At 62.2% G+C, this 21316-nt stretch carries 19 protein-coding genes; 17 read left to right on the top strand and 2 right to left on the bottom strand.

Translation table 11 applies throughout. From position 1 onward, the window contains the following. Nucleotides 1-225: 225 nt before the first annotated feature. The 9 genes from secE (at nt 226) to NKK52_RS10940 (ending at nt 13087) form a co-directional block, all read left to right on the top strand. On the top strand, nt 226-429 hold the full coding sequence (gene secE / locus NKK52_RS10980; RefSeq protein ID WP_023686025.1) for a preprotein translocase subunit SecE: 204 nt from the start codon (nt 226-228) through the stop codon (nt 427-429). Between the two features lie 27 nt (nt 430-456). Continuing rightward, nucleotides 457-984 carry a transcription termination/antitermination protein NusG gene (nusG, locus tag NKK52_RS10975; protein ID WP_006333333.1) on the top strand — a complete coding sequence of 176 codons (528 nt, stop codon included), beginning with the start codon at nt 457-459 and terminating at the stop codon, nt 982-984. A 172-nt stretch (nt 985-1156) separates the two neighbouring features. Continuing rightward, nucleotides 1157-1585: a 50S ribosomal protein L11 gene (gene rplK, locus NKK52_RS10970; RefSeq protein WP_006333334.1), complete on the top strand. Its 429-nt coding sequence runs from the start codon at nt 1157-1159 to the stop codon at nt 1583-1585. Nucleotides 1586-1589: 4 nt separating this feature from the next. Beyond that, nucleotides 1590-2288 carry a 50S ribosomal protein L1 gene (rplA, locus tag NKK52_RS10965; protein ID WP_023667438.1) on the top strand — a complete coding sequence of 233 codons (699 nt, stop codon included), beginning with the start codon at nt 1590-1592 and terminating at the stop codon, nt 2286-2288. Between the two features lie 374 nt (nt 2289-2662). Beyond that, nucleotides 2663-3181, top strand: a complete 519-nt coding sequence (gene rplJ / locus NKK52_RS10960) for a 50S ribosomal protein L10 (RefSeq protein ID WP_023667437.1) — start codon at nt 2663-2665, stop codon at nt 3179-3181. 54 nt (nt 3182-3235) lie between these two features. Next, nucleotides 3236-3613, top strand: a complete 378-nt coding sequence (gene rplL, locus NKK52_RS10955; protein WP_023667436.1) for a 50S ribosomal protein L7/L12 — start codon at nt 3236-3238, stop codon at nt 3611-3613. Nucleotides 3614-3861: 248 nt separating this feature from the next. Then, entirely contained in the window at nt 3862-7998 is a 4137-nt protein-coding gene (gene rpoB, locus NKK52_RS10950) for a DNA-directed RNA polymerase subunit beta (RefSeq protein WP_023686024.1), read from the top strand. A gap of 147 nt (nt 7999-8145) precedes the next feature. Continuing rightward, on the top strand, nt 8146-12342 hold the full coding sequence (rpoC, locus tag NKK52_RS10945; protein WP_023667434.1) for a DNA-directed RNA polymerase subunit beta': 4197 nt from the start codon (nt 8146-8148) through the stop codon (nt 12340-12342). 79 nt (nt 12343-12421) lie between these two features. Beyond that, the gene (locus NKK52_RS10940; protein ID WP_023667433.1) at nt 12422-13087 is read left to right on the top strand and encodes an O-methyltransferase; all 666 of its coding nucleotides are present in this window, start codon (nt 12422-12424) and stop codon (nt 13085-13087) included. Nucleotides 13088-13133: 46 nt separating this feature from the next. Here the strand turns inward: NKK52_RS10940 and NKK52_RS10935 are convergent, their stop codons facing one another. Then, nucleotides 13134-14069, bottom strand: coding sequence for a Gfo/Idh/MocA family protein (locus NKK52_RS10935; protein ID WP_023686023.1), 936 nt, complete (start codon nt 14067-14069; stop codon nt 13134-13136). Between the two features lie 106 nt (nt 14070-14175). Beyond that, entirely contained in the window at nt 14176-14457 is a 282-nt protein-coding gene (locus NKK52_RS10930; protein WP_023686022.1) for a hypothetical protein, read from the bottom strand. A 495-nt stretch (nt 14458-14952) separates the two neighbouring features. Here NKK52_RS10930 and rpsL point away from each other — a divergent pair, with 495 nt between their 5' ends. From rpsL to NKK52_RS10890, 8 genes are all read left to right on the top strand, one after another. Continuing rightward, nucleotides 14953-15324: a 30S ribosomal protein S12 gene (rpsL, locus tag NKK52_RS10925; protein WP_006333356.1), complete on the top strand. Its 372-nt coding sequence runs from the start codon at nt 14953-14955 to the stop codon at nt 15322-15324. A 60-nt stretch (nt 15325-15384) separates the two neighbouring features. Next, nucleotides 15385-15855: a 30S ribosomal protein S7 gene (gene rpsG / locus NKK52_RS10920; protein WP_008875664.1), complete on the top strand. Its 471-nt coding sequence runs from the start codon at nt 15385-15387 to the stop codon at nt 15853-15855. Nucleotides 15856-15885: 30 nt separating this feature from the next. After that, a complete protein-coding gene (fusA, locus tag NKK52_RS10915) occupies nt 15886-17976 on the top strand; it encodes an elongation factor G (RefSeq protein ID WP_023667430.1) in 2091 nt (696 codons plus the stop codon). A gap of 65 nt (nt 17977-18041) precedes the next feature. Continuing rightward, entirely contained in the window at nt 18042-19217 is a 1176-nt protein-coding gene (gene tuf, locus NKK52_RS10910) for an elongation factor Tu (RefSeq protein ID WP_023723394.1), read from the top strand. Between the two features lie 69 nt (nt 19218-19286). After that, a complete protein-coding gene (rpsJ, locus tag NKK52_RS10905; RefSeq protein ID WP_010909272.1) occupies nt 19287-19595 on the top strand; it encodes a 30S ribosomal protein S10 in 309 nt (102 codons plus the stop codon). Between the two features lie 61 nt (nt 19596-19656). Next, nucleotides 19657-20385 (top strand): 50S ribosomal protein L3, encoded by a 729-nt coding sequence (gene rplC, locus NKK52_RS10900; RefSeq protein WP_023682606.1) that lies wholly within the window; start codon nt 19657-19659, stop codon nt 20383-20385. After that, a complete protein-coding gene (rplD, locus tag NKK52_RS10895) occupies nt 20385-21005 on the top strand; it encodes a 50S ribosomal protein L4 (RefSeq protein ID WP_023672750.1) in 621 nt (206 codons plus the stop codon). Before rplC ends, rplD begins: the two co-directional genes overlap by 1 nt. Further along, complete coding sequence (locus NKK52_RS10890) at nt 21002-21295, top strand: 50S ribosomal protein L23 (protein ID WP_023672751.1); 294 nt, start codon at nt 21002-21004, stop codon at nt 21293-21295. Before rplD ends, NKK52_RS10890 begins: the two co-directional genes overlap by 4 nt. Nucleotides 21296-21316: the final 21 nt, after the last annotated feature.

Here is a 21316-nt window from a genome sequence, read left to right as displayed (position 1 = left end):
CGTTTGGTCATAAAGCGGACACTTGCCACTTGCGTGGATCAAGAATCGGTTTTATGTAGACACAACAGACACGCGACGCGTGGAGCTGGGAAGCCGGCTTTACGCGTCCGATTTGCATGGGCGAAATGGCGCTGATTCGGCGTCGACTTGAACCCAGGCGGCACGTCCCGGCCAGCGGGATCATCCAGGAGACCCGGCCAACGGGTCTTGAAGACAGAGCGGCATATGGCTTCGAAAACCACAAATCCTTTCGTCTTTCTCCAGCAGGTCCGCGCGGAAACTGCCAAGGTGACTTGGCCGTCGCGCCGGGAGACGATGATCTCGACGGTGATGGTGCTCGTATTCGCGGTCATCGCGATGATCTTTTTCTTCACCGCCGACGTGGCCATGGGCTACGCGATCGAGCGGTTACTGAGCCTCGGCCAATAAGTCCGGCGATTACGGAGAAGTCTTGAAATGACCGCGCGCTGGTACATCGTCCACGCCTATTCGAACTTCGAAAAGAAGGTCGCTGAGGACATTGAGAACAAGGCCAAGCAGAAGGGCCTGTCCGCCGATATCGAACAGATCGTGGTGCCGACCGAGAAGGTCGTCGAGATCCGCCGCGGCCGCAAGGTCGATGCCGAGCGCAAGTTCTTTCCGGGCTATGTGTTGCTCAAGGCCAATCTGACCGATGCGGTGTTCTCGCTGGTCAAGAACACGCCGAAGGTCACCGGCTTCCTCGGTGACTCCAAGCCGGTGCCGATCACCGAAGCCGAGGCGCAGCGCATCCTGAACCAGGTTCAGGAAGGCGTCGAGCGGCCGAAGCCCTCGGTCACTTTCGAGATCGGCGAGGCGATCCGCGTTTCGGATGGCCCGTTCGCCTCGTTCAACGGTTTCGTCCAGGAAGTGGACGAGGAGCGGGCGCGGCTCAAGGTGGAAGTATCGATCTTCGGGCGCGCCGTGCCGGTCGATCTGGAATTCGGACAGGTCGAAAAGGGCTGATCCGAAAACCCTGCGCCGGTTCGCCGGCAAGGGGAGGCGGCGCGGACAGCGCGCGGCCATGAACGGGTGGGAGGCGAATGCGGCTTTAGCCGGCCGCGCGGACCGCACCACCAGACTGCAACCGCCGGTGTTCCCGATACTGGGGCCGGCATGAGATAAAGGCAGGAAAGAGATGGCTAAGAAAATTGCAGGCCAGCTCAAGCTCCAGGTCAAAGCGGGATCGGCTACGCCGTCTCCGCCGATCGGCCCGGCACTTGGCCAGCGCGGCATCAACATCATGGAATTCTGCAAGGCGTTCAACGCGCAGACCCAGGAAATGGAAAAGGGATCGCCGATCCCGGTCGTCATCACCTATTACCAGGACAAGTCCTTCACCTTCGTCATGAAGACGCCGCCGGTGAGCTACTTCCTGAAAAAGGCGGCGAACTTGACGTCAGGTTCGAAAGAGCCGGGCAAGATCAAGGCCGGCACGATCGGCCGCGACAAGGTGCGCGCCATCGCCGAGCAGAAGATGAAGGATCTGAACGCAAACGACGTCGAGGCGGCCATGCGCATGGTCGAGGGCTCCGCCCGCTCGATGGGTCTGGAAGTGGTGGGCTGAGATCATGGCAAAGATTGCAAAGCGTGTATCGAAGTCCCGCGACGGCATCGACCCCAACAAGGCCTATGCCCTTGGTGAGGCGCTGAAGCTGCTCAAGGACCGTTCGACGGTGAAGTTCGACGAGACCATCGAAGTGGCGATGAACCTCGGCGTCGACCCGCGCCATGCCGACCAGATGGTCCGCGGCGTGGTCAACCTGCCGAACGGCACGGGCCGCTCGGTCCGCGTCGCCGTGTTCGCACGTGGCGGCAAGGCCGATGAGGCTCGCGCCGCCGGCGCCGACATCGTCGGTGCCGAGGATCTGGTCGACATCGTCCAGAAGGGCACGATCGACTTCGATCGCTGCATCGCCACGCCGGACATGATGCCGCTGGTTGGCCGTCTGGGCAAGGTGCTGGGCCCGCGCGGCATGATGCCGAACCCGAAGGTGGGCACCGTCACCACCGACGTCGCCGCCGCCGTCAAGGCATCGAAGGGCGGCGCTGTCGAGTTCCGCGTCGAGAAGGCCGGCATCGTTCATGCCGGCGTCGGCAAGGTCTCGTTCGACGTCAAGGCGCTGGAAGAAAACGTCCGCGCCTTCGCCGATGCCGTGACCAAGGCAAAGCCGGCCGGCGCCAAGGGCAACTACGTCAAGAAGGTGTCGGTCACCTCGACGATGGGCCCGGGCCTCAAGCTCGACGTCTCGACGCTCGCAGCGTCTTGATACGAACATCTGGATCGGCTGCCAAGGCGCTGATCCGCAAGTGAATTCCGGGCCTCCGACTTGTCGGCGGCCCGGTACCGGAAGTCGAGAGGCTTCCGGACATCCTGTCCGAGATTGCAGGCGGCCCAGAAGCCTTAATTGAATTGGGCCTGCATGAGACGGGTGAAAACCGGACAACGGAGCGACAAGCTCCAATGAAAGGTTCGAACCGTGTTTGCCTTTTGTCTGCGCATCTCCGGCTTGCCGTCGATGTGGCGAAAGGGGGCAGGATCCTCGAGCGTCGTTCGGGAGATCTGTAATGGATGGCCCGGCCGGCAAAAAGGCAACCCGACGCCTGTCCCACTAGCGGGGCAGGGGTCAACTGGAGATAGGCAGTGGACAGAGCGGAAAAACGCGAACTCGTCACGGGCCTGAATGGTGCTTTTGCAGGCGCTGGTTCAGTCGTCGTGGCCCACTACGCCGGTATCACCGTCGCGCAAATGAACGACCTTCGGTCGAAAATGCGCGCTGCCGGTGGCACCGTCAAAGTCGCGAAGAACCGTCTCGCCAAGATCGCTCTTCAGGGCACGGACTCCGCATCGATCATCGACCTGTTCAAGGGACAGACGCTGATCGCTTATTCGGAGGATCCGATTGCGGCGCCGAAGGTCGCGTCCGATTTCGCCAAGGGAAATGACAAGTTGGTCATTCTCGGCGGCGCAATGGGCACCACCTCGCTCAACGCCGACGGTGTGAAGGCACTCGCCACACTTCCGTCGCTCGATGAGCTGCGCGCCAGGCTGGTTGGCATGATCGCCACGCCGGCAACCCGGATCGCCCAGATCGTCAATGCGCCAGCGGCTTCGGTCGCGCGCGTCATCGGCGCTTACGCCCGGAAGGACGAGGCGGCATGAGGCCGTTCCTCGCTATCACAAACACACGTTCGAACCTGATGAAGGAATACAACAATGGCTGATCTGGCAAAGATCGTAGACGACCTTTCGAAGCTGACCGTCCTCGAGGCGGCCGAACTGTCGAAGCTTCTGGAAGAAAAGTGGGGCGTTTCGGCTGCTGCTCCGGTGGCGGTTGCCGCTGCCGGCGGCGCTGCCGCTGCTGCTGCTCCGGCTGAGGAAAAGACGGAATTCGACGTCGTCCTCACCGAGGCAGGCGCTCAGAAGATCAACGTCATCAAGGAAGTCCGCGCCATCACCGGCCTGGGCCTCAAGGAAGCCAAGGATCTGGTCGAAGCAGCTCCGAAGCCGGTCAAGGAAGCCGTTTCCAAGGCTGACGCTGAGAAGTTCAAGGCCCAGCTGGAAGCAGCCGGCGCCAAGGTCGACCTGAAGTAAGCGTAAAAGCGGCGGGCGGACTCGCGCCGTCCGCCACTCCCTTCACCAGAGGGGAGGATGCGTAGCGCGAGATGTACGAGAACCTCTTTCCTGAGGGCCGAAACCGGCCTTCAGGAAACGGGTTTTCTCCCGTTTTAGCCGTCGCCGCCAGGCGGCGGGAAACAGATCAGGGGCCGCCGCCGAGGTGGCCGCGCATGCAAGGTGAGCCGCGGCGAGGCTCGCCCCGAGTTTATAGCTAAGGAGCGACGATGGCCCAGACCCAGACTTTCAATGGCCGCAGACGCGTACGCAAGTTCTTCGGAAAGATTCCGGAAGTTGCGGAGATGCCGAACCTGATCGAGGTTCAAAAAGCATCCTATGACCAGTTCCTGATGGTGGCGGAGCCCAAGGGTGGGCGTCCGGACGAGGGACTGCAGGCCGTTTTCAAGTCGGTTTTCCCGATCTCCGATTTCTCCGGCTCCTCGATGCTGGAGTTCGTGAAGTACGAGTTCGAAGGACCGAAATTCGACGTTGACGAATGCCGTCAGCGCGACCTGACCTATGCCGCGCCACTCAAGGTGACATTGCGCCTCATCGTGTTCGATATCGACGAGGATACCGGCGCAAAGTCGATCAAGGACATCAAGGAGCAGGACGTCTATATGGGCGACATGCCGCTCATGACGCTCAACGGCACCTTCATCGTCAATGGCACGGAGCGCGTCATCGTCTCGCAGATGCACCGTTCGCCGGGCGTCTTCTTCGACCATGACAAGGGCAAGTCGCACTCCTCGGGCAAGCTTTTGTTTGCGGCGCGCGTCATTCCCTATCGCGGTTCGTGGCTCGACATCGAGTTCGATTCCAAGGACGTCGTGCACGCCCGCATCGACCGCCGCCGCAAGATTCCGGTGACGTCGCTCTTGATGGCGCTCGGCATGGACGGCGAAGAAATCCTGTCGACCTTCTACAACAAGATCACCTACAAGCGCGCCGGTGACCACTGGCGCATCCCGTTCAACGTCGAGCGTTTCCGCGGCCTGAAGGCCGTTGGCGACCTCGTCGATGCCGATACCGGCGAAGTTGTCGTCGAGGCCGGCAAGAAGATCACCGCCCGCCAGGCAAGAGCGCTTGGCGAAAAGGGTCTGAAGGCGATCAAGGCGACCGACGAGGATCTGCTCGGCAATTACCTGGCCGAGGACATCGTCAACTACGGCACCGGCGAGATTTTCCTCGAAGCCGGCGACGAGATCGACGAAAAGACGCTGAAGGTGCTGCTCGGCACGGGCGAAAGCGAGATCAAGGTTCTCGACATCGACCACGTCAATGTCGGCGCCTACATCCGCAATACGCTCAACGTCGACAAGAACGAGAGCCGCCAGGACGCACTGTTCGACATCTACCGTGTCATGCGCCCGGGCGAGCCGCCGACGCTTGAAACCGCCGAAGCCATGTTCAACTCGCTGTTCTTCGACTCGGAGCGCTACGACCTGTCGGCCGTCGGCCGCGTCAAGATGAACATGCGCCTCGAGCTCAAGGCTGAGGACACCGTGCGCGTGCTGCGCAAGGACGACATCCTGGCGGTGGTCAAGACGCTGGTCGAACTGCGCGACGGCAAGGGCGAGATCGACGACATCGACAATCTCGGCAACCGCCGCGTGCGTTCCGTCGGCGAGCTGATGGAGAACCAGTACCGCGTCGGCCTGCTGCGCATGGAGCGCGCGATCAAGGAACGTATGTCCTCGATCGAGATCGATACGGTGATGCCGCAGGACCTGATCAACGCCAAGCCGGCGGCTGCCGCCGTGCGCGAGTTCTTCGGTTCCTCGCAGCTGTCGCAGTTCATGGATCAGACCAACCCGCTGTCGGAGATCACCCACAAGCGCCGCCTGTCGGCACTTGGCCCGGGCGGTCTGACCCGCGAGCGCGCCGGCTTCGAAGTGCGCGACGTGCACCCGACGCATTACGGCCGCATCTGCCCGATCGAGACGCCGGAAGGCCCGAACATCGGTCTGATCAACTCGCTGGCGACCTTCGCGCGCGTCAACAAGTACGGCTTCATCGAAAGCCCGTACCGCAAGATCGTCAATGGCAAGCTGACCAATGAGGTCGTCTATCTCTCCGCTATGGAAGAGTCCAAGCACCACGTCGCGCAGGCCAATGCCGAGCTCGACAAGAATGGTGGTTTCGTCGACGAATTCGTCATTTGCCGCAGCGCCGGCGAAGTGATGATGGCGCCGCGCGAAAACGTCGATCTGATGGACGTGTCGCCCAAGCAGATGGTGTCCGTGGCCGCGGCGCTGATCCCGTTCCTCGAGAACGACGACGCCAACCGCGCGCTGATGGGCTCCAACATGCAGCGTCAGGCCGTGCCGCTGGTGCGCGCCGAAGCGCCGTTCGTCGGCACCGGCATGGAGCCGATCGTTGCCCGTGACTCGGGCGCCGCCATCGGCGCCCGCCGCGGCGGCATCGTCGACCAGGTGGACGCGACGCGTATCGTCATCCGCGCCACGGAAGATCTCGATCCCGGCAAGTCGGGCGTCGACATCTACCGGCTGATGAAGTTCCAGCGTTCGAACCAGAACACCTGCATCAACCAGCGTCCGCTGGTGCGCATGGGCGACCGCGTCAACAAGGGCGACATCATCGCCGACGGTCCGTCGACCGAGCTCGGCGATCTGGCGCTCGGCCGCAACGTGCTGGTCGCGTTCATGCCGTGGAACGGCTACAACTACGAGGACTCGATCCTGCTCTCCGAGCGCATCGTGGCCGACGACGTCTTCACCTCGATCCACATCGAGGAATTCGAGGTCATGGCCCGCGACACCAAGCTTGGACCGGAGGAAATCACGCGCGACATTCCGAACGTTTCGGAAGAAGCGCTGAAGAACCTCGACGAAGCCGGCATCGTCTATATCGGCGCGGAAGTGCAGCCGGGCGACATCCTGGTCGGCAAGATCACGCCGAAGGGCGAAAGCCCGATGACGCCGGAAGAAAAGCTCCTGCGCGCCATCTTCGGTGAAAAGGCGTCCGACGTTCGCGACACCTCGATGCGCATGCCTCCGGGCACCTTCGGCACAGTCGTCGAAGTGCGCGTCTTCAACCGCCACGGCGTCGAGAAGGACGAGCGCGCCATGGCGATCGAACGCGAGGAGATCGAACGCCTCGCCAAGGACCGCGACGACGAGCAGGCGATCCTCGACCGCAACGTCTATTCGCGCCTTTCCGACGTTCTCGTCGGCAAGGAAGCGATTGCCGGGCCGAAGGGCTTCAAGAAGGGCTCGAAGCTGTCGAAGGACACGCTTGACGAGTATCCACGTTCGCAGTGGTGGCAGTTTGCGGTGGAGAACGAAAAGCTCCAGAGCGAACTGGAAGCCCTGCGTGGCCAGTACGACGATTCCAAGAAGGCGCTCGAGCAGCGCTTCATGGACAAGGTCGAGAAGGTCCAGCGCGGCGACGAAATGCCTCCGGGCGTCATGAAGATGGTCAAGGTCTTCGTGGCCGTGAAGCGCAAGATGCAGCCGGGCGACAAGATGGCGGGACGTCACGGCAACAAGGGTGTCGTGTCGCGAATCGTTCCGGTCGAGGACATGCCTTTCCTCGAGGACGGCACGCATGCCGATATCGTGCTCAACCCGCTGGGTGTGCCGAGCCGCATGAATGTCGGCCAGATCCTGGAAACGCATCTGGGCTGGGCATGCGCGGGCATGGGCAAGAAGATCGGCGAGCTTATCGACGCCTACAAGACGGCTGGAGACATCAAGCCGTTGCGCAAGACGCTTGAGAGCTTCATCCCAGCCAACGACCGCAACGAGCCGGTCCGCGAATATGACGACGAGAGCATCGTTCGCCTCAGCGAGCAGATGCGCCGCGGCGTCTCTATCGCGACACCGGTGTTCGACGGCGCGCATGAAGTCGACATCAACATCATGCTGGAGCAGGCGGGCCTGCACACCAGCGGTCAGTCGCAGCTCTATGACGGACGCACCGGCGAGCCGTTCGATCGCAAGGTGACGATGGGGTATATCTATATGCTCAAGCTTCACCACCTGGTGGACGACAAGATCCACGCGCGTTCGATCGGTCCGTACTCGCTCGTTACCCAGCAGCCGCTGGGCGGCAAGGCGCAGTTCGGTGGCCAGCGCTTCGGCGAAATGGAGGTCTGGGCGCTGGAAGCCTATGGCGCCGCCTACACGCTGCAGGAAATGCTGACGGTGAAGTCGGACGATGTCGCCGGCCGCACCAAGGTCTACGAGGCGATCGTGCGCGGCGACGACACGTTCGAGGCCGGCATTCCCGAGAGCTTCAACGTGCTCGTCAAGGAAATGCGGTCTCTCGGCCTCAATGTCGAGCTGGAGAACACCAAGCTCGACGACAACCCTGTCCGGCTGCCAGATGCTGCCGAATAGGGGCGCGGCCGAGTAAGCAAGACATCCGGTCGCGGAACGCCGCGACCGGATGCAACAAATTCTACGGCCAGTGGGCCGACCACTCAGCGGGCATTTGGCCCGCGTTAGATGCAAGGGGTTTTCGAGGACCCCGAAAAGGAGAACGGCATGAACCAAGAGGTCATGAATCTCTTCAATCCGCAGGCGCCGGCGCAGGTGTTCGATTCCATCCGGATATCGCTCGCCAGCCCTGAGAAGATTCTGTCCTGGTCGTTCGGCGAGATTAAGAAGCCGGAGACCATCAACTACCGCACCTTCAAGCCGGAGCGTGACGGTCTGTTCTGCGCGCGCATTTTTGGCCCGATCAAGGACTATGAATGCCTGTGCGGCAAGTACAAGCGCATGAAGTACAAGGGCGTCATCTGCGAAAAGTGCGGCGTCGAAGTCACGCTGTCGCGCGTTCGCCGCGAGCGCATGGGCCACATCGAGCTGGCGGCACCTGTCGCTCACATCTGGTTCCTGAAGTCGCTGCCGTCGCGCATCGGCACGCTGCTCGACATGACCCTGAAGGACATCGAGCGCGTCCTCTACTTCGAGAACTACATCGTCACCGAGCCTGGCCTAACCGCGCTGAAGGAGCACCAGCTGCTCAGCGAGGAAGAGTACATGATCGCCGTCGACGAGTATGGCGAGGATTCGTTCACCGCCATGATCGGCGCCGAGGCCATTCATGACCTTCTGGCCGGCATGGACCTGGAGAAGATCGCCGGCGATCTGCGTTCGGAACTGGCTTCGACCACGTCCGAGCTGAAGCAGAAGAAGTATCTGAAGCGGCTCAAGGTCGTCGAGAACTTCATGGAGTCCGGCAACCGTCCGGAATGGATGATCATGAAGGTGGTTCCGGTGATCCCGCCGGACCTGCGCCCGCTGGTTCCTCTGGATGGTGGACGTTTCGCGACGTCCGACCTGAACGATCTCTATCGCCGCGTCATCAACCGCAACAACCGCCTGAAGCGGCTGATCGAGCTGCGCGCGCCCGGCATCATCGTGCGCAATGAAAAGCGCATGCTGCAGGAAGCCGTCGATGCGCTGTTCGACAACGGCCGTCGCGGCCGCGTCATCACCGGCGCCAACAAGCGTCCGCTGAAGTCGCTGTCCGACATGTTGAAGGGCAAGCAGGGCCGGTTCCGCCAGAACCTGCTCGGCAAGCGCGTCGACTATTCGGGCCGTTCGGTCATCGTCACCGGTCCGGAGCTCAAGCTGCACCAATGCGGCCTGCCGAAGAAGATGGCGCTCGAACTGTTCAAGCCGTTCATCTACGCCCGCCTCGACGCCAAGGGGTTCTCCTCGACCGTCAAGCAGGCCAAGAAGCTGGTCGAGAAGGAGCGTCCGGAAGTCTGGGATATCCTCGACGAGGTCATTCGCGAGCATCCGGTGCTGCTGAACCGTGCGCCGACGCTGCACCGCCTCGGCATCCAGGCGTTCGAGCCGATCCTGATCGAAGGCAAGGCGATCCAGCTGCATCCGTTGGTCTGCACGGCCTTCAACGCCGACTTCGACGGCGACCAGATGGCCGTTCACGTGCCGCTCTCGTTGGAAGCGCAGCTTGAAGCCCGCGTGCTGATGATGTCGACCAACAACATCCTGCACCCGGCTTCCGGCGCGCCGATCATCGTGCCGTCGCAGGACATGGTCCTGGGTCTCTACTATCTCTCGATCGTCAATCAGAACGAGCCGGGCGAAGGCATGGTGTTTGCCGACATGGGCGAACTCCAGCACGCGCTCGAGACCAAGGCGGTGACGCTGCACTCCAAGATCAAGGGTCGTTTCCGCACGGTCGACGCCGAAGGCAAGGTCGTGTCGAAAATCTACGACACCACGCCTGGCCGCATGATCATCGGCGAGCTGCTGCCGAAGAACGTCAATGTGCCTTACGAGACGGCCAACCAGGAGATGACCAAGAAGAACATCTCCAAGATGATCGACACCGTCTACCGCCACTGCGGTCAGAAGGAGACGGTCATTTTCTGCGACCGCATCATGGCCCTCGGCTTCAGCCACGCCTGCCGCGCCGGCATTTCGTTCGGCAAGGACGACATGCTGATCCCGGACGCCAAGATCAAGCTGGTTTCCGACACCGAGGCTTTGGCCAAGGAGTACGAACAGCAGTACAATGACGGCCTGATCACGCAGGGCGAGAAGTACAACAAGGTCGTCGACGCCTGGGCGAAGTGCTCGGAAAAGGTCGCCGACGAGATGATGGCCCGCATCAAGGCCGTCGAGTTCGAGGACAGTGGCCGTCAAAAGCCGATGAACTCGATCTACATGATGTCGCATTCGGGTGCGCGTGGTTCGCCCACCCAGATGCGTCAGCTCGCCGGCATGCGCGGCCTGATGGCAAAGCCCTCGGGTGAAATCATCGAGACGCCGATCATCTCGAACTTCAAGGAAGGCCTGACCGTGCTCGAGTACTTCAACTCGACCCACGGCGCCCGCAAGGGTCTGGCCGACACCGCCTTGAAGACGGCGAACTCGGGTTACCTCACCCGTCGTCTGGTCGACGTGGCGCAGGACTGCATCGTCAACTCCGTGGATTGCGGCACCGACAAGGGCCTCACCATGCAGCCGATCGTCGATGCCGGTCAGGTCGTCGCTTCGGTCGGTCAGCGCGTGCTGGGCCGCACCTCGCTCGACGACATCACGCATCCGGTTTCGGGCGAGGTTCTGGTCAAGGCCGGAACGCTGATGGACGAACGTGACGTGGAAAAGATCGAAAAGGCCGGCGTGCAGTCGGTCCGCATTCGCTCGGCACTGACCTGCGAGGTCAGGATCGGCGTCTGTGCGGTCTGCTACGGACGCGATCTTGCCCGCGGCACCCCGGTCAACCAGGGCGAAGCCGTCGGCGTTATCGCGGCGCAGTCGATCGGCGAGCCGGGGACCCAGCTCACCATGCGTACCTTCCACATGGGCGGTACGGCGCAGGTAGTGGACAGCTCGTTCCTTGAAGCCTCGTATGAGGGCAAGGTCGAGATCCGCAACCGCAACGTGGTGCGCAACTCGGACGGCCAGCAGATGGTCATGGGCCGCAACATGGCGGTGCTGATCCTCGACGAAGCCGGCAAGGAGCGTGCCTCGCATCGCCTTACCTATGGTTCGCGCATCTTCGTGGACGATGGCGACAAGGTGAAGCGCGGCCAGCGTATCGCCGAGTGGGATCCCTATACCCGCCCTGTCCTTACCGAAATCGAGGGCAAGGTGTCGTACGAGGATCTGGTCGACGGCATTTCCGTTCAGGAAACGGCCGACGAATCGACCGGCATCACCAAGCGCGAGGTCATCGACTGGCGCTCGACGCCACGCGGCAACGACCTCAAGCCGGCGATCGCCATCCTTGACCCCAAGGGCAAGGTCGGCAAGCTGTCGAAGGGCGGCGACGCCCGCTTCCTGCTCTCGGTAGAGGCCATTCTTTCGGTCGAGCCGGGTTCGCAGGTTCGTCCCGGCGACGTTTTGGCGCGTATCCCAATGGAAAGCGCCAAGACCAAGGACATCACCGGCGGTCTGCCGCGTGTTGCCGAACTGTTCGAGGCACGTCGTCCGAAGGATCACGCCATTATCGCCGAGATCGATGGCACGATCCGCTTCGGCCGCGACTACAAGAACAAGCGCCGCATCATCATCGAGCCGCATGACTCGACGCTTGAGCCGGTCGAATACCTGATCCCGAAGGGCAAGCCGTTCCATCTCCAGGACGGCGACGTCATCGAGAAGGGCGACTACATCCTCGACGGCAATCCGGCGCCGCACGACATCCTGGCGATCAAGGGCGTGGAAGCACTTGCTTCCTACCTCGTGAACGAAATCCAGGAAGTCTACCGTCTGCAGGGCGTGTCGATCAACGACAAGCATATCGAGGTGATCGTTCGCCAGATGCTGCAGAAGGTCGAGATCACGGTGCAGGGCGACTCGACCTACATTCCGGGCGACCACGTCGACGTGATCGAACTGGAAGAGGTCAACGAGCGCCTGGTCGAGGACGGCAAGAAGCCGGCCGAAGGCCAGCCAGTGCTGCTGGGCATAACCAAGGCCTCGCTGCAGACGCCTTCCTTCATCTCGGCCGCCTCCTTCCAGGAGACGACCAGGGTGCTGACCGAAGCTGCGGTTGCCGGCAAGACCGACATGCTGCAGGGCCTGAAGGAAAACGTCATCGTCGGCCGGCTGATCCCGGCCGGTACCGGCGGCACGATGAGCCAGATCCGGCGCATCGCCACCTCGCGCGACGAACTGATCATCGACGAGCGCCGCAAGGCCTCCGGTGTCGAGGTCGCCGAGCCGATGCTGACCGACATGGTCAACGCCGCGCAGTAAGCGCGGTAGGACGAGAAGAAGGAAGGGGGCCCCAGTGGCCCCTTTTCGCGTTTTGACCCCCAATCGAATCGAGGAAAACATGAGCAAGAAGGTTTGGACTGACGTCGACGACTACATCGTTTCCTCTCTCTTCGAAGCAGATCCCATCCTCGAAGCGGTGCTTGCGGCCAACCGCGACCAGGGCCTGCCGGCCATCGACGTATCGCCGGCGCAGGGCAAGCTGCTGTCGCTGCTGGTCCGCATCAGCGGCGCCAGGAAGGTGCTGGAGATCGGCACGCTTGGCGGCTACTCGACCATCTGGATGGCAAGGGGATTGCCCGTCGGCGGCAAGATCGTGACGCTCGAACTCGAGCCGCATCATGCAAAAGTCGCGCACTCGAATCTCGAGCGGGCAGGGGTGCCGGACAAGGTCGAGCTCAGGATCGGCCCCGCGCTTCAGTCGCTTGAGACGCTGGCTGCCGAAAATGCCGGTCCGTTCGATCTGATCTTCATCGACGCCGACAAGCCGAACAATCCGAATTATCTGTCATGGGCCATGCGCCTGTCGCGGCCGGGGACGGTCATCATCTGCGACAACGTCATCCGCGACGGCACCGTGCTCAACGACGATGGCCGTGACGCGTATGTCGAAGGCGCACGCGGTGCGTTTTCCTTCATCGGCGGCGACAAGCGCCTGGACGGCACCGCCATCCAGACCGTCGGCGCCAAAGGCTATGACGGGTTTGCGATTGCAATCGTCGAGTAAGGCTGCATGATGAGTGTCCGGACTGCGGTCCGGCAGAACTCATCGCTCAATCGAAGAACGCTTCCACCACATTGCGCTTGCCGAGCATGAAGGCGTCGGCCACGTGCTGCAGGGGTGCCAAATCGACATCGGAGACGCCGGCGGGTACGATTTCAGCGAAGCGCCGGTAAAGCTGGGGATATTCGGCTTCCGGCTCGTCGTGAACCACCTTGCCGTCGATGGCGAGCTTGGTGCCGCCGCCGGACAGCACCATCTTGCCCTTGTCGGTGTCGGCCAGGATGTCCCAGCTCTGTGGTCCCGTCTGCAGCCAGTCGAGCTCCATGGTCACCGGCAACCCATCCGAGGTACGGAAGGTCACGTGGGCCGCCACAGGCGAGGCGCGGTTTTCCGGGAAGTCGAGGACGGCCGAGGTGATGAACATCGCCGGCAGGATGTGGGTTGCGATCGACAGTGCGTTGATGCCGGGATCGAAGACACCGAAGCCGCCCGGCGCCCAGATCCAATCCTGGTTCGGATGCCAGCGGCGGACATCTTCCTTCCAGAGGATGGCGGCCGAGTTGACCTTGGCCGACGCCAGGAAGGCACGCGCGGCTTCCACCGCCGGCGCGTAGCGCGAATGCCAGCTGGCGAACAGTGAGACGCCATTGGCTGCCGCCAGCCGCTTCAGGTCCTCGACCTCACTGACAGTGGCGCCCGGCGGCTTCTCCAGGAAAACATGCTTCTTCGCAATCAGCGCCGTGCGTGCCGCGTCGTAGCGGAACTGCGGCGGCATGCACAGCGACACGGCCTCGAGTTCCGGCACCGCGTCGAGCATCGCCTCAATGGTCGGAAAATTCGGGATGCCGTCCACCTTGCCGTGCCGGCTGGCGGCGGCGATGAGGCGGTAGTCCGCATCCTTGGCCACTGCCGGCAGATGCTGGTCGCGCACGATCTTGCCGACGCCGACGATGCCGAGCTTGATGGGACCATTGTTCGAGGGCATGGGAACTCCGCGGATTCGAATTTGGCTGGTTAAGTCGCTCGGTTCTTAGCAGAGAACCGGTGCCGGGCAAGCCGGCGCGGTGACAGGCGCAAGCAGCCGGCCACGCTCAGAGCGGAACCTCGAACGTAACGATCGACACTTCGCCTTCGAGCGCACCCTGAAAGGCTGACAGATGCGGCTCCTCGTCGGGTTCGCCGTCCATATCGCCGATCTGGTCGAGCTCGACCTCGGCATAGCCTTCGGCCGCAAGCGATTCGAGCACCCGGCGCACGGCCGAATCGTCGTCGGGCGCAACCAGCATCACATGGACGCCTTCCGGCTTGCCGCCCTTCTTTTTCCAGACCCGGCCGGTGACGATGGTGACCGGGCGTTCCTCATTGTCGTTCACGGGCTGATTCCTCTTGAGACGGGGGCGGGCGAGGGGTTTTGGGCTGTCCATGGCGCCTTTTGCCATGAAGAACCCGCGCATGACAGCCAAAAGCCGGTCACTTTCTTGTCTGCCCCGGTCACTTTCTTCCTCTGCCTTGCAAAACGAAGAAAGAAAATTACATGCGTTTTTCGCATGGCTGCCAAGCCGTCGTCAGCGCGCAATATTTGGCGTGCCGGGGTTGACGGTTCACGGTCTTGCGAGTAGAAGCCGCCCAGTCAGAACCGATGTGAGGCTCTCCCTTCCGAAGCGACACGCTTTGGAGTTTGCCTCAAACAGGGTTCGTTTTACGAGCGAAAAGACATTTCCGGCGCGCATGAAGCGGTTCCCGCTTCCTCTGCATTTTGTTCGGGCAGGACCGCGAGGCGCGGTTTATGGCCCGAATTTGCGTATGGAATTGGCGCTTTGAGCGGCCCTGACCGGGCGAGACACGGAATTGAGAGACAAGAGGGTTTAATGCCTACCGTCAACCAGCTGATCCGCAAGCCGCGCATTGCGCCGGTGAAGCGCAACAAGGTCCCGGCCATGCAGCAGAACCCGCAGAAGCGGGGCGTCTGCACGCGCGTCTATACAACGACGCCGAAGAAGCCGAACTCGGCACTGCGCAAGGTGGCCAAGATCCGCCTGACCAACGGCTTTGAAGTGATCGGCTACATCCCCGGCGAAGGCCACAACCTTCAGGAACACTCCGTGGTCATGATCCGCGGCGGCCGCGTAAAGGATCTTCCGGGCGTGCGCTACCACATCATCCGCGGCGTGCTCGACACGCAGGGCGTGAAGAACCGCAAGCAGCGCCGTTCGAAGTACGGCGCTAAGCGTCCGAAGTAAGATTTTCCGGCCCTGGCGCTGCTTGAATGCGTCGGGCTACGAGATTGAGAGACAAAAGCCATGTCGCGTCGTCACAGTGCAGAAAAGCGTGAGATCAATCCGGACCCGAAGTTCGGCGATCTGATCGTCACCAAGTTCATGAACGCCGTCATGTATGACGGCAAGAAGTCGGTTGCCGAGACCATCGTCTACGGTGCGCTCGACCAGGTTCAGTCGAAGACCAAGCAGGAGCCGGTCACCGTCTTCCATCAGGCGCTCGACAATGTCGCGCCGCATGTGGAAGTCCGGTCGCGCCGCGTCGGCGGCGCTACCTACCAGGTTCCGGTCGATGTGCGCCCCGAGCGCCGCCAGGCCCTGGCGATCCGCTGGCTGATTGCAGCTGCGCGCAACCGCAACGAGACCACCATGGTCGACCGCCTCTCCGGCGAGCTGATGGACGCGGCCAATAACCGCGGCACCGCCGTGAAGAAGCGTGAAGACACCCACAAGATGGCAGAAGCCAACCGCGCTTTCGCGCACTACCGCTGGTAAAGCGCGAACGAGACTGAGAAGGCATCCACGATGGCCCGCGAATACAAAATCGAAGACTACCGCAATTTCGGTATCATGGCGCATATTGACGCCGGCAAGACGACGACCACCGAGCGCGTCCTCTATTACACGGGCAAGTCGCACAAGATCGGCGAAGTCCACGACGGCGCTGCCACCATGGATTGGATGGAGCAGGAGCAGGAGCGCGGCATCACGATCACGTCCGCCGCCACCACGACCTTCTGGAAGGGTCGCAGCGGCAAGATGTACCGCTTCAACATCATCGACACTCCCGGACACGTCGACTTCACCATCGAGGTCGAGCGTTCGCTGCGCGTGCTCGACGGCGCCATTGCGCTGCTCGATGCCAATGCCGGTGTTGAGCCGCAGACGGAAACCGTCTGGCGCCAGGCCGACAAGTATAAAGTTCCGCGCATGATCTTCTGCAACAAGATGGACAAGATCGGCGCCGACTTCTACCGCTCGGTCGAGATGATCGGCTCGCGTCTTGGTGCGCATGCCGTCGTCATGCAGCTGCCGATCGGCGCCGAGACCGAGTTCAAGGGTGTCGTCGATCTCGTCGAGATGAACGCGCTGGTCTGGCGCGACGAGACGCTGGGCGCTGCCTGGGACGTCGTCGAGATCCCGGCCGACCTGCAGGCTCGCGCCGAAGAATACCGCGAGAAGATGATCGAAGCCGCTGTCGAAATGGACGAGACGGCACTCGAGAATTACCTCGAAGGCAAGATGCCGTCGAATGACGAGATCCGCGCGCTGATCCGCAAGGGCACCATCGCGGTCAAGTTCTACCCGATGTTCTGTGGCTCGGCCTTCAAGAACAAGGGCGTGCAGCCGCTGCTCGACGCAGTCGTCGAATACCTGCCGTCGCCGGCCGATGTTCCCGCCATCAAGGGCGTCGACGCCAAGACCGACGCCGAGATCGAGCGTCATGCCGACGACAACGAGCCGCTGTCGATGCTGGCCTTCAAGATCATGAACGACCCGTTCGTCGGCTCACTGACCTTTGCCCGCATCTATTCGGGCAAGCTGACCAAGGGCATCTCGGTCGACAACACCGTCAAGGGCAAGAAAGAGCGCATCGGCCGCATGCTGCAGATGCATGCGAATTCGCGCGCCGACGTCGAAGAAGCCTTTGCCGGCGACATCGTCGCTCTGGCTGGCCTCAAGGACACGACCACCGGCGACACGCTCAGCGATCCGCTGCACCCGGTCATCCTCGAGCGCATGGAATTCCCCGATCCGGTCATCCAGATCGCCATCGAGCCGAAGACCAAGAACGACCAGGAAAAGATGGGCCTCGCCCTTCACCGCCTGGCCGCCGAGGATCCGTCCTTCCGCGTCAAGACCGACGAGGAAAGCGGCCAGACCATCATTTCGGGCATGGGCGAGCTTCACCTCGACATCATCGTCGACCGCATGCGCCGCGAGTTCAAGGTCGAGGCCAATGTCGGCGCGCCGCAGGTGGCTTACCGCGAGACCATCACCCGCAGACACGAGCAGGACTACACCCACAAGAAGCAGACCGGCGGTACCGGTCAGTTCGCTCGCGTCAAGATCGTGTTCGAACCGAACCCGGAAAGCTCGGAGTTCGAGTTCGAGACCAAGATCGTCGGCGGTGCGGTTCCCAAGGAATACATCCCGGGTGTCGAAAAGGGCATCAACAGCGTCATGTCGTCGGGTCCGTTCGCGGGCTTCCCGATGATCGGCGTCAAGGCGACGCTTATCGACGGCGCTTACCACGATGTGGACTCCAGCGTCCTGGCGTTCGAAATCGCCGGCCGCGCCTGCTTCCGTGAAGCCGCACCCAAGCTTGGCGTGCAGCTGCTCGAGCCGATCATGAAGGTCGAAGTCGTGACCCCGGAAGACTACGTCGGCAGCGTCATCGGCGACCTGAACGGCCGTCGTGGCCAGATCCAGGGCCAGGAAGCTCGCGGCGTGGCTGTCGTCATCAACGCGATGGTGCCGCTGGCCAACATGTTCAAGTACGTCGACAACCTGCGCTCGATGAGCCAGGGCCGCGCGGCCTACACGATGCAGTTCGATCACTATGAGCCTGTGCCGACCGCGGTCGCCCAGGAAGTCCAGAAGAAATACGCGTAACCTGAACGGGTTGCATCGGTAACTTAATTCAAGGCCCGTACGGGCGAGCAGATTGGAGACATCACATGGCAAAAGGTAAATTCGAGCGTAACAAGCCTCATGTGAACATTGGCACGATTGGCCACGTCGATCATGGCAAGACGTCGCTGACGGCGGCGATCACGAAGTATTTTGGCGAGTACAAGCGCTACGACCAGATCGATGCGGCGCCCGAAGAGAAGGCCCGCGGCATCACGATTTCGACGGCGCACGTCGAATACGAGACGGCAGCGCGCCACTACGCCCATGTCGACTGCCCCGGCCACGCCGACTATGTGAAGAACATGATCACCGGTGCTGCGCAGATGGACGGCGCGATCCTGGTCGTGTCGGCCGCCGACGGCCCGATGCCGCAGACCCGCGAGCACATCCTGCTTGCCCGTCAGGTCGGCGTGCCGTCGATCGTGGTGTTCCTGAACAAGGTCGACCAGGTCGACGATGCCGAGCTGCTCGAACTGGTCGAGCTCGAGGTTCGCGAGCTTCTGTCGAAGAACGAGTTCCCCGGCGACGACATTCCGATCGTCAAGGGTTCGGCGCTGGCTGCTCTGGAAGACTCCAACAAGACCATCGGCGAAGACGCGATCCGCGAGCTGATGGCTGCGGTCGATGCTTACATCCCGACGCCGGTTCGTCCGCTGGACAAGCCGTTCCTCATGCCGATCGAAGACGTGTTCTCGATCTCGGGCCGTGGCACGGTCGTGACCGGCCGCGTCGAGCGCGGCATCGTCAAGGTCGGCGAGGAACTGGAAATCATCGGCATCCGTCCGACGACCAAGACGACCTGCACGGGCGTCGAGATGTTCCGCAAGCTGCTCGATCAGGGCCAGGCTGGCGACAACATCGGCGCGCTGCTGCGCGGCGTTGATCGTGAAGGCGTCGAGCGCGGCCAGGTTCTGGCCAAGCCCGGTACGGTGAAGCCGCACAAGAAGTTCGTGGCCGAAGCCTACATCCTGACCAAGGACGAAGGTGGCCGTCACACGCCGTTCTTCACCAACTACCGTCCGCAGTTCTACTTCCGCACGACCGACGTGACCGGCATCGTGTCGCTGCCGGAAGGCACGGAAATGGTTATGCCCGGCGACAACATCACGGTCGATGTCGAGCTGATCGTGCCGATCGCCATGGAAGAGAAGCTGCGCTTCGCCATCCGTGAAGGCGGCCGCACCGTCGGTGCCGGCATCGTCGTCACCATCAAAGAGTAATTTAGACTTAAACCGATCTGTCGCGGGCGCAGGATTTGCCCGCGCCGCGCCAGAACAAGGAAGTGACGCATGAACGGACAGAATATCCGCATCCGCCTGAAGGCGTTTGATCACCGCGTGCTCGACGCCTCGACGAAAGAAATCGTGTCGACGGCCAAGCGCACCGGAGCAAACGTCCGCGGCCCCATTCCGCTGCCGACGCGGATCGAAAAGTTCACGGTCAACCGGTCGCCTCACGTCGACAAGAAGAGCCGCGAGCAGTTCGAGATGCGCACGCACAAGCGTCTGCTCGACATCGTCGATCCGACCCCGCAGACGGTCGATGCTTTGATGAAGCTCGATCTGGCCGCCGGTGTCGACGTCGAGATCAAGCTCTAAGGGAATGAGAGCGCGGTAAGGGGCGGTGCCCCTGGCCCGGAACTCTAAAGGAATTGAACCGATGCGTTCAGGTGTGATTGCAAAGAAGGTGGGAATGACCCGCATCTATAATGATGCCGGGGAACATGTTCCCGTCACCGTTCTCCAGATGGAGAACTGCCAGGTCGTGGCTCAGCGCACGCAGGAGAAGAACGGCTATACCGCCGTCCAGCTCGGCGTTGGCCTTGCCAAGGTGAAGAACACGTCGAAGGCGATGCGCGGCCATTTCGCGACCGCTTCCGTCGAGCCGAAGGCGAAGGTCGCCGAGTTCCGCGTCTCCGCCGACAACATGATCGATGTCGGCGCCGAGATCACCGTCGAGCACTTCGTCGCCGGCCAGAAGGTCGATGTGACGGGCACGACGATCGGCAAGGGTTTCCAGGGCGTCATCAAGCGCCACCACATGGGTGGTGGCCGCGCGACGCACGGTAACTCGGTTTCGCACCGTACGCACGGTTCGACCGGCCAGCGTCAGGATCCGGGCAAAGTGTTCAAGGGCAAGCATATGGCTGGCCACATGGGCGACACCCGCGTCACCACACAGAATGTCGAGATCGTTTCGACCGACGCCGATCGCGGCCTGATCCTGATCCGCGGTGCGGTTCCCGGATCGAAGGGCGCCTGGATCCTGGTCCGCGATGCGGCCAAGGTGGCACTGCCGGCCAATGCGCCGAAGCCTGCCGCGATCCGCGCCGTTGCCGCCGAGAGTGGCGCCAAGAACGAGGCTCCGGCCGCAGAGGGAGCAGAATAATGGATCTCAAGATCACAACGCTTGGCGGCAAGGACGCCGGCAAGGTGAAACTCTCCGAGGAGATTTTCGGCCTTGATCCGCGCGAGGACATCCTGCAGCGCGTCGTGCGCTGGCAGCTGGCCAAACGGCAGCAGGGCACGCACAAGGCCAAGGGCCGCGCCGAAATCGCGCGCACCGGCGCCAAGATGTACAAGCAGAAGGGTACGGGCCGCGCCCGTCACCATTCGGCACGCGCTCCGCAGTTCCGCGGCGGCGGCAAGGCCCACGGCCCGGTCGTTCGCAGCCACGAGCACGATCTGCCGAAGAAGGTGCGCGCTCTGGGCTTGCGGCATGCTCTCTCGGCCAAGGCCAAGAGCGCGTCGATCATCATCATCGACGAGCTGAAGCTGACCGAGGCCAAGACGAAGGCGCTGATCGCGAATTTCGCGACGCTGGGCCTGACCAATGCCTTGGTGATTGGCGGTGCCGAGCTTGACCAGAACTTCAAGCTGGCGGCGACCAACATCCCGAACATCGACGTGCTGCCCATCCAGGGCATCAACGTCTACGACATTCTGCGCCGCGGCACGCTGGTCCTTTCGAAGGCCGCCGTCGAGGCTCTCGAGGAGCGCTTTAAATGACCGACCTCCGTCATTACGACGTGATCGTCTCGCCGGCGATCACCGAAAAGTCGACCATGGCTTCCGAGAACAACCAGGTTGTTTTCAACGTCGCCAAGAAGGCGTCGAAGCCGGAAATCAAGGCCGCTGTCGAAGCGCTGTTTGGCGTCAAGGTTACGGCCGTGAACACGCTTGTCCGCAAGGGCAAGATCAAGCGCTTCCGCGGCACGATCGGCCGCCAGAGCGACGTCAAGAAGGCGATCGTGACGCTGGCCGACGGCCAGTCGATCGACGTCGCGACGGGTCTCTGAGCTAGGCCGCGAGGACAGGAC

Source organism: Mesorhizobium sp. C277A (assembly GCF_040324395.1).
Lineage (GTDB): Bacteria > Pseudomonadota > Alphaproteobacteria > Rhizobiales > Rhizobiaceae > Mesorhizobium.
This window is presented reverse-complemented; position numbering and strand designations above follow the sequence as displayed.

What these genes read in the sequence shown, in the direction of transcription:
- NKK52_RS10890 (WP_023672751.1), top strand. Translation starts at nt 21,002, where the DNA reads ATGACCGACCTCCGTCATTACGACGTGATCGTCTCGCCGGCGATCACC.
- rplC (WP_023682606.1), top strand. Translation starts at nt 19,657, where the DNA reads ATGCGTTCAGGTGTGATTGCAAAGAAGGTGGGAATGACCCGCATCTAT.
- fusA (WP_023667430.1), top strand. Translation starts at nt 15,886, where the DNA reads ATGGCCCGCGAATACAAAATCGAAGACTACCGCAATTTCGGTATCATG.
- NKK52_RS10935 (WP_023686023.1), bottom strand. Translation starts at nt 14,069, where the DNA reads ATGCCCTCGAACAATGGTCCCATCAAGCTCGGCATCGTCGGCGTCGGC.
- rplK (WP_006333334.1), top strand. Translation starts at nt 1,157, where the DNA reads ATGGCTAAGAAAATTGCAGGCCAGCTCAAGCTCCAGGTCAAAGCGGGA.
- nusG (WP_006333333.1), top strand. Translation starts at nt 457, where the DNA reads ATGACCGCGCGCTGGTACATCGTCCACGCCTATTCGAACTTCGAAAAG.
- rpsL (WP_006333356.1), top strand. Translation starts at nt 14,953, where the DNA reads ATGCCTACCGTCAACCAGCTGATCCGCAAGCCGCGCATTGCGCCGGTG.
- rplL (WP_023667436.1), top strand. Translation starts at nt 3,236, where the DNA reads ATGGCTGATCTGGCAAAGATCGTAGACGACCTTTCGAAGCTGACCGTC.
- rpoC (WP_023667434.1), top strand. Translation starts at nt 8,146, where the DNA reads ATGAACCAAGAGGTCATGAATCTCTTCAATCCGCAGGCGCCGGCGCAG.
- NKK52_RS10940 (WP_023667433.1), top strand. Translation starts at nt 12,422, where the DNA reads ATGAGCAAGAAGGTTTGGACTGACGTCGACGACTACATCGTTTCCTCT.
- rpsJ (WP_010909272.1), top strand. Translation starts at nt 19,287, where the DNA reads ATGAACGGACAGAATATCCGCATCCGCCTGAAGGCGTTTGATCACCGC.
- rplD (WP_023672750.1), top strand. Translation starts at nt 20,385, where the DNA reads ATGGATCTCAAGATCACAACGCTTGGCGGCAAGGACGCCGGCAAGGTG.
- secE (WP_023686025.1), top strand. Translation starts at nt 226, where the DNA reads ATGGCTTCGAAAACCACAAATCCTTTCGTCTTTCTCCAGCAGGTCCGC.
- rplA (WP_023667438.1), top strand. Translation starts at nt 1,590, where the DNA reads ATGGCAAAGATTGCAAAGCGTGTATCGAAGTCCCGCGACGGCATCGAC.
- rpoB (WP_023686024.1), top strand. Translation starts at nt 3,862, where the DNA reads ATGGCCCAGACCCAGACTTTCAATGGCCGCAGACGCGTACGCAAGTTC.
- rpsG (WP_008875664.1), top strand. Translation starts at nt 15,385, where the DNA reads ATGTCGCGTCGTCACAGTGCAGAAAAGCGTGAGATCAATCCGGACCCG.
- tuf (WP_023723394.1), top strand. Translation starts at nt 18,042, where the DNA reads ATGGCAAAAGGTAAATTCGAGCGTAACAAGCCTCATGTGAACATTGGC.